Genomic DNA, 8,011 nt, shown 5'->3' on the forward strand with positions numbered 1-8,011 from the left:
CGAGCGTCAGCAGTTTGTCGGCGAATTCACTGGCGAACGTAAAGGTGAACTGGCGGCTGTGCTGGTGAAAAATAAATTCACCGTCGGCGACAGCCTGGAGCTGATGACCCCACAGGGCAACATCAACTTTACCCTCGGACAGATGGAAAACGCGAAAGGCGAAGCGATGCCGGTTGCGCCGGGCGATGGTTACACCGTGTGGATGCCTGTACCGGAGGATATCGATCTGAATTATGCATTGTTGATGCGTAATTTTACCGGTGAGTCCACGCGCAACCCACATGCTAAGTAGTTAATTACGGTTATTTTTCAGCGTTCGGAAGATTCTTAGAAATCGATCACATACCGCTTCGTTCATTAAGGGTATTATCCCATCCGCTGAAAAACATAACCCATAAATGCTAGCTGTACCAGGAACCACCTCCTTAGCCTGCGTAATCTCCCTTACGCAGGCTTATTTTTTGCCTGCCGTTTAACTCCCCCTATTCAAATCACGACTTTCAGGCGAAAAAAAACCGGGCATTACGCCCGGTTCATTAGGTGGTTAGATATTAATGTGCTGCTTCTGGCTTGTGCTTTTGCGCACTCTGGAAACCATAGGTCAGCTCATTTTTCTCTTTATCCAGCGCAACGGTCACCTGACCGCCATCCACAAGCGAACCGAACAGCAGTTCGTTAGCCAATGGTTTTTTCAGGTTATCCTGGACAACGCGCGTCATCGGGCGTGCGCCCATTGCGCGGTCATAGCCCTTCTCAGCCAGCCAGTCGCGGGCTTCCTGACTCACTTCCAGAGAGACACCTTTCTGATCCAACTGAACCTGAAGTTCGACGATAAACTTATCAACAACCTGATGAATCACCTCAGTAGAGAGATGATCGAACCAGATAATGTTGTCGAGACGGTTACGGAATTCCGGCGTAAACACTTTTTTGATTTCGCCCATCGCATCAGTACTGTTGTCCTGATGAATCAGCCCAATCGATTTACGCTCGGTTTCACGCACGCCGGCGTTGGTGGTCATGACCAGCACCACGTTGCGGAAATCCGCTTTACGCCCGTTATTGTCGGTCAGCGTACCGTTATCCATCACCTGCAGCAGCAGGTTAAAGACATCAGGATGCGCTTTTTCGATTTCATCCAGCAGCAGTACCGCATGCGGATGTTTAATGACAGCATCTGTCAGCAAACCGCCCTGGTCGAAACCGACATATCCCGGAGGCGCACCAATCAGGCGGCTGACGGTGTGACGTTCCATATACTCGGACATGTCAAACCGCAGTAGCTCAATACCCAGCGCTTTGGACAACTGCACCGTGACTTCGGTCTTACCTACACCAGTCGGTCCGGCAAACAGGAACGAACCGACAGGTTTATGCTCGTGTCCCAGACCAGCACGGCTCATTTTGATCGCTTCAGTCAGCGCCTCAATGGCCTTATCCTGTCCGAATACCAGCATTTTCAGACGGTTGCCCAGGTTTTTCAGCGTATCGCGATCGCTCTGCGAAACGCTCTTCTCCGGGATCCGCGCAATGCGGGCCACGACGGACTCGATATCCGCCACGTTGACGGTTTTCTTGCGCTTGCTGACCGGCATCAGACGCGCCCGCGCGCCCGCCTCATCGATCACGTCAATCGCTTTGTCCGGCAGATGACGATCGTTAATGTATTTCACCGCCAGTTCGACCGCTGCACGCACTGCTTTGGCGGTGTAGCGAACGTCATGGTGCGCTTCGTATTTCGGCTTCAGACCATTGATGATCTGCACGGTCTCTTCAACCGACGGCTCAGTGATATCGATTTTCTGGAAACGGCGTGCTAGCGCGCGGTCCTTTTCAAAGATATTGCTGAATTCCTGATAGGTTGTGGAGCCTATCACACGGATTTTACCGCTGGAGAGCAACGGTTTGATCAGGTTAGCTGCATCCACCTGGCCGCCCGATGCCGCACCCGCGCCGATAATGGTGTGGATCTCATCGATAAACAGAATGCTGTTAGTATCCTGTTCCAGTTGTTTCAGCAGCGCCTTAAAGCGTTTTTCAAAATCGCCACGGTATTTGGTGCCCGCCAGCAGCGAGCCGATATCCAGAGAGTAAAGGGTACAATCAGCCATCACTTCCGGCACGTCGCCCTGGACGATACGCCAGGCTAGGCCTTCCGCAATAGCGGTTTTACCGACACCAGACTCACCTACCAGCAGCGGGTTGTTTTTTCGACGACGGCACAGTACCTGAATGGCGCGTTCCAGCTCTTTGTCCCGGCCAATGAGCGGATCAATTCCGCCCACACGGGCAAGCTGGTTAAGGTTAGTCGTGAAGTTCTCCATACGGTCCTCCCCGCCAGCTTGCTCTTCGTTATTCGGCTGATTACCAGAGTCAGAGGACTGACTTGGTTCGTCTTTGCGCGTGCCATGAGAAATAAAATTCACCACATCAAGGCGGCTCACTTCATGCTTACGCAGCAGATAAGCCGCCTGAGATTCCTGCTCGCTGAAGATGGCGACCAGCACATTAGCACCGGTAACTTCATTGCGCCCGGAGGACTGAACATGAAAGACCGCGCGTTGCAACACACGCTGAAAACTCAACGTTGGCTGCGTGTCGCGCTCTTCTTCACTGGCAGGCAATACGGGTGTGGTTTGTTCAATGAAGGCTTCGAGTTCCTGACGCAGCGCCACCAGATCCACGGAACACGCTTCCAGCGCTTCGCGGGCCGATGGGTTACTGAGCAATGCCAGTAGCAAGTGCTCGACGGTCATAAACTCATGTCGGTGCTCGCGCGCTCTGGCGAAAGCCATGTTTAAACTGAGCTCCAGTTCTTGATTGAGCATAGGCACCTCCCCCAATATTTATGCCTGCATTTAGGCTTTTTCTAGCGTACACAGCAACGGATGCTCGTTCTCCCTCGCATACTTGTTCACCATCGCAACTTTGGTTTCAGCCACTTCGGCAGTGAATACGCCGCAAATCGCTTTACCTTGATAGTGAACGGCAAGCATCAGTTGCGTTGCACGTTCTACATCATAAGAAAAGAATTTTTGTAACACGTCAATAACAAACTCCATCGGAGTGTAATCATCATTGACTAATATCACTTTATACATAGATGGCGGTTTTAGCGCGTCGCGCAATTTATCTTCCGCCAGCAGATCGAAATCCAGCCAGTCGTTAGTCTTACCCATTGTCAGTCGTCATCTTCAGTTACGGTTTCCGGCAGAAAATCTTGCCGCTGACAAGCAGCCTATGCGCACAATCAATCTACCTCAAGTATTAGATAACTATCATCTATTAGTGCCATCCGCGACATCTGTCACATAACCGACAATAGCGTTAACTGCTTCAAATTTTGATGCATTTTTACCCTATTCCGTCAGCCTGGCGCTTGACGCCTCGCCTGATTTCTCTAAATTGTAGTTTCGAGAGTTGGCGAGGTTTTGAACAGCCCCCACTCCGCCACCGGTTCATTCCATCTTACTTATATAAGATTTACGAAGGATGTCGAAGCATGGAAACGGGTACTGTTAAGTGGTTCAACAACGCCAAAGGGTTTGGTTTCATCTGCCCCGAAGGCGGCGGCGAAGATATTTTCGCCCATTACTCCACCATTCAGATGGATGGTTACAGAACGCTAAAAGCCGGACAATCTGTCCAGTTTGATGTCCACCAGGGGCCAAAAGGCAATCATGCCAGTGTCATCGTGCCTGTCATTGAAGCAGAAGCTGTCGCATAGCTCTTCTGTTTCATTGTGTACATCCCGCAGTCAAAATGCCAGCCTTTGCGGCTGGCATTTTTATCTCGATGGTATTATTCCCGCGCCAGAGCATCTACCGGATCCAGCCGCGCCGCATTTCGCGCCGGTAGCCAGCCAAACAAAATCCCGGTCGCAGTCGAACACAGAAACGCCGTCAATAAGGCTACGGGTGAGAAACCTATTTCCCAGCCAGGCAGGAATAGCTGAAGCGTAAAGGCGATCAGCATCGACAAGCTAATGCCCAACGCGCCGCCAACCAGACACACCAGCACCGCTTCAATTAAGAACTGCTGCAGTACGTCACTGGCGCGGGCGCCAACCGCCATACGAATACCAATCTCGCGCGTTCGTTCGGTTACCGAAACCAGCATAATATTCATCACACCAATTCCACCGACCACCAGCGAAATCACGGCCACCAGCGTCAGGAAGAGTTGTAATGTACGTGTGGTCTTTTCGGCGGTTTTCAAGACACCGTCCATATTCCAGGTGAAGAAATCCTTCTTACCGTGGCGTAACGTCAGTAGTCGGGTGAGCTGCTGCTCGGCCTGAGCACTATCAAAACCGTCTTTCACCCGCACGGTGATCGAGTTCAGCCACGACTGCCCCATAATTCGCCCGGACATGGTGCTGTAAGGCAGCCAGACCCGTAGGATCTTGCTACTGCCAAACATCGACTGTTTCTCTTCTGCAACACCAATTACCGTGGCAGGCATATTCCCCACCAGCACGACTTCGCCGACAACTTTCGCTTTGTTGGGGAACAATTGACGACGGGTATTGCTGTCGAGCACCACCACCTGAGCGCGACCCGCCAGTTGTTCAGCGTTAAAAGTGGTCCCTTCGCTAAACGTCATGCCATAGACGTTGAAATAGTCGCCGCTAACGCCATTAGCACTGGCTGCCACGTCGATATTGCCATAGCGTAGCCGCAGGTTTTTCGACACCGCAGGCGTCACCGAACTGACCCAGGGCTGCTTCTGTAACGCAGTTAAATCGTCATACTTCAGCGCCTGTTGATATTGTGGGTCGTCGTCGCCGAAATCTTTGCCAGGATAGATATCGATGGTATTGGTGCCAATAGCGCGAATATCTGCCAGTACCAGCTGTTTAGCCGCATCGCCTACCACCACAATCGACACCACCGAAGCAATACCGATGATGATCCCAAGCATGGTCAGTAGCGTTCGCATTTTATTCGCAGCCATTGCCAGCCAGGCCATAGTGAGCGCTTCGCGAAAACCGCTGACAAACTGCCCCCAGCCGGACGCCGTTTTCACCGTCGGCTCCGCGATATCGTGCCCGGTAGAGGGTTTGTGCGACGGCGGATTGCGCACAATCTCGCCGTCACGAATTTCAATGACGCGTTCGGCCTGTGCGGCGACCTGGCTGTCGTGAGTGACGATAATCACCGTATGCCCGCGATCGCGCAGCTGATGCAAAATCGCCATCACCTCTTCGCCTGAATGGCTGTCCAGCGCGCCGGTGGGTTCGTCGGCGAGGATAACCTGTCCCCCGTTCATCAGCGCACGCGCAATACTGACCCGCTGCTGCTGACCACCGGAAAGCTGGGAAGGCTGATAGTCGACTCTGTCGCCCAGACCCAGTCGCTGCAGGAGTTCTTGGGCACGGGCCAGGCGCTGCTTACGATCGGTGCCAGCGTAGACTGCAGGCACCTCAACGTTTTGCGCGGCGGTTAAATGCGACAACAAATGATAACGCTGGAAGATAAAACCGAAATGTTCGCGACGCAGCTGGGCTAACGCATCGCTATCCAGCGTGGAGACATCGCGCCCGGCAACCCGATACGTACCGCTGGTGGGTTTGTCCAGACAGCCGAGAATATTCATCAGCGTCGATTTACCCGAGCCAGACGCCCCGACAATCGCTACCATTTCCCCGGCCTGAATGCTCAAGGATACGTCCTTCAATACCTCGACCTGACCTTCGCCTGACGGATAGCTGCGGCGGATATTGCTCAGTTCAAGCAATGCCGTCATTTTGGCGCTCCAGCGTTGCCCTCACCGGTGATGACTTCATCCCCCTCTTCCAGCCCTTTAACGATCTCCACATCGGTGTCATTACGCGCGCCGATAACCACTTCGCGTTCACGGGTTTCGCCGTTACGCAGCAGCCTGACGTTATAACGATTGTTGCCAATAGGATCGCCCAGCGCCGACAGCGGGATCGTCAGGACATTTTTCACATCCGTGAGCTGGATATGGACCTGCGCGGTCATATCCAGACGCAGGATCCCTTTCGGGTTGGGAACTTCGAAGCGAGCATAGTAGAAAATTGCATCATTCACTTTCTCTGGCGTCGGAAGAACATCTTTGAGCTTACCTTCGTAGCGCGTCTGAGGATCGCCCAGTACGGTAAACCAGGCCTTTTGCCCGGGATGCAGGTGAATCACATCCGCCTCGGAAACCTGCGCTTTCACCAGCATGGTGCTCATATCTGCCAATGTCAGAATGTTAGGTGCCTGCTGGGCAGCAATAACGGTTTGCCCCTGAAGGGTAGTAATTTGCGTGACTTCGCCTGCCATTGGCGCGACGATGCGGGTGTAATCAAGGTTGGTTTTTGCCGTATCGAGAGAGGCCTGATTACGCTTAATTTGCGCATCAATTGTGCCGATTTGCGCCTGTTTGACCGCCATCTGAGTAGCCGCCGTGTCGAGATCCTGCTGCGAGACAGCCTGGGTTTTCGCCAGCTGTTGCTGACGGGAAAGCGTTACCCGCGCCAGCTTCCACTCTGCTTCAGCCTGTAAACGCTGAGCGCGTAATTCCATCAGCGTCGCTTCAACCTCTTTAATCTGGTTTTGCGCCTGTTCAGGATCGATAACGCCAAGCAGTTGATCTTTTTTTACTTTGTCGCCAATCGCGACCGACAGCGTTTTTAACTGCCCGCTTACCTGCGCCCCGACGTCAACTTTACGCAACGCATCCAGTTTCCCGGTTGCCAGTACGCTTTGCTGCAGATCGCCCGGACGAACAATTAACGTTTGATACTGAGGTAAAGGCGCATTAAGCGTTCGCCAAAGTGCAATTATCGCCACAATAATGATGATGGCGAAGAGAAAATAGCGCTTTTTGATTTTTCCCTTGAGCTTCATAAATGTCCCAATTTCCCCCAATACGTCCACCAGAGTGGAGTGGTAAACATCAACGTTAAATAAATAGCCGTTGAAAAACGCAAGAATAACAGAGTTATTGATGAATGGTTAAGATCCGCTGTGTTGAAATTAGTACCAGAGTATCCATCGGATTGTTATTATGAGCCAGCTAACTGACAGCACTTTTCATTCTTCAAAACCCGCCACAAGTTTTAGCCTCTTTTGTAGCCTGATGACCGGACATTGGCGCCCTGGAAAATTTTGGCATCAGCGTAGCTTCCGTCGTAAGTTTTTGTTGCGCTCAGCGCTTATGCCACGATTAATGCATGAATGGATGACTGAACTGGCGCAATGGCCTGATCTCGATAGCGTACTGGCACGCCAGCCTCGTCTGCCGGTTCGCCTACATCGCGCCTATCTCGCACAAAACCTTGATCGGAAAATGAAACTGGATGCTGTGCGTTTTCATTACAATGCTATCCGCAGCTCTTTTTCAGCCACTGAATATAAAGCTTATTTAAGTGCGGATGGATTACAACTGGCACAAATTGAAGGCAAAAATAGCGAAATATTTAGCGTAATACTGGGCTCATTTATCTCACTGGATAAAGAAGGTGAAAGTACCATTCTGGTACGCAATAGCGCTGGCGAGACTTTAGCGGAAATGACGTTTACGCTGTGCAATTATCAAGGAAGCAGCACACTGTTTATTGGCGGGTTACAGGGAGGCAGTCGATTACTGCCACATGAAGAAATTCAAAAAGCGACCAAATCATGCTATGGAATTTTCCCTAAACGTATTGTGATGGAAGCCATTTGCTGTTTTGCAGAACAATTGAATATCAAACAAATTCTGGCTGTCAGCAATGAACAGCATATCTTTCGCAGCCCGCGTTACCACGATAAAAACAAGGTGATACTTTCCGACTACAACGCATTTTGGGAGTCGGTTGGCGGTGAGTGCGACGGTCACGGCTATTACCATATCCCACGCACAATGGCGCGAAAAAGCGAAGCGGACATTGCCAGCAAAAAACGCGCGGAATACCGCCGTCGCTACCAGTTACTGGACAGCATCCACTCGCAGCTGTCGTCGATGTTTCGCAACTAATCCGCTCTGCCGCGTGCCAACCACAGCACGCGGGAAAACA

The 8,011-nt window shown here is 51.8% G+C and carries 7 protein-coding genes; 3 read left to right on the plus strand and 4 right to left on the minus strand.

Translation table 11 applies throughout. The annotated features are described in order from the left end of the window. Positions 1–292 (plus strand): U32 family peptidase C-terminal domain-containing protein (locus FDW87_RS21990; RefSeq protein ID WP_252363049.1); only part of this gene is annotated, 292 nt, incomplete at its 5' end. A 259-nt stretch (positions 293–551) separates the two neighbouring features. On the opposite strand, the gene clpA is transcribed toward FDW87_RS21990, so the two are convergent. Beyond that, positions 552–2,828: an ATP-dependent Clp protease ATP-binding subunit ClpA gene (gene clpA, locus FDW87_RS06485; protein WP_016153651.1), complete on the minus strand. Its 2,277-nt coding sequence runs from the start codon at positions 2,826–2,828 to the stop codon at positions 552–554. A gap of 30 nt (positions 2,829–2,858) precedes the next feature. Further along, entirely contained in the window at positions 2,859–3,179 is a 321-nt protein-coding gene (clpS, locus tag FDW87_RS06490) for an ATP-dependent Clp protease adapter ClpS (RefSeq protein WP_003036810.1), read from the minus strand. A gap of 323 nt (positions 3,180–3,502) precedes the next feature. On the opposite strand from clpS, the gene cspD reads away from it, so the two are divergent. After that, complete coding sequence (gene cspD, locus FDW87_RS06495) at positions 3,503–3,727, plus strand: cold shock-like protein CspD (RefSeq protein ID WP_003036813.1); 225 nt, start codon at positions 3,503–3,505, stop codon at positions 3,725–3,727. A 74-nt stretch (positions 3,728–3,801) separates the two neighbouring features. Here cspD and macB read toward each other — a convergent pair whose 3' ends face one another. Beyond that, on the minus strand, positions 3,802–5,748 hold the full coding sequence (macB, locus tag FDW87_RS06500) for a macrolide ABC transporter ATP-binding protein/permease MacB (RefSeq protein WP_080858888.1): 1,947 nt from the start codon (positions 5,746–5,748) through the stop codon (positions 3,802–3,804). After that, positions 5,745–6,860 carry a macrolide transporter subunit MacA gene (gene macA, locus FDW87_RS06505; protein ID WP_016156938.1) on the minus strand — a complete coding sequence of 372 codons (1,116 nt, stop codon included), beginning with the start codon at positions 6,858–6,860 and terminating at the stop codon, positions 5,745–5,747. Before macA ends, macB begins: the two co-directional genes overlap by 4 nt. Positions 6,861–7,020: 160 nt before the next feature. Between macA and FDW87_RS06510 the strand changes: the two genes are divergently transcribed. Further along, entirely contained in the window at positions 7,021–7,971 is a 951-nt protein-coding gene (locus FDW87_RS06510; protein ID WP_137379550.1) for a VirK/YbjX family protein, read from the plus strand. Positions 7,972–8,011 lie beyond the last annotated feature (40 nt).

The sequence above is a fragment of the Citrobacter sp. wls826 genome, from assembly GCF_005281245.1.
Classification (GTDB): domain Bacteria; phylum Pseudomonadota; class Gammaproteobacteria; order Enterobacterales; family Enterobacteriaceae; genus Citrobacter; species Citrobacter braakii.

Coding starts and splice junctions, on each gene's coding strand:
- clpA (WP_016153651.1), bottom strand. CDS start 2,828: ATGCTCAATCAAGAACTGGAGCTCAGTTTAAACATGGCTTTCGCCAGA.
- clpS (WP_003036810.1), bottom strand. CDS start 3,179: ATGGGTAAGACTAACGACTGGCTGGATTTCGATCTGCTGGCGGAAGAT.
- cspD (WP_003036813.1), top strand. CDS start 3,503: ATGGAAACGGGTACTGTTAAGTGGTTCAACAACGCCAAAGGGTTTGGT.
- macB (WP_080858888.1), bottom strand. CDS start 5,748: ATGACGGCATTGCTTGAACTGAGCAATATCCGCCGCAGCTATCCGTCA.
- macA (WP_016156938.1), bottom strand. CDS start 6,860: ATGAAGCTCAAGGGAAAAATCAAAAAGCGCTATTTTCTCTTCGCCATC.
- FDW87_RS06510 (WP_137379550.1), top strand. CDS start 7,021: ATGAGCCAGCTAACTGACAGCACTTTTCATTCTTCAAAACCCGCCACA.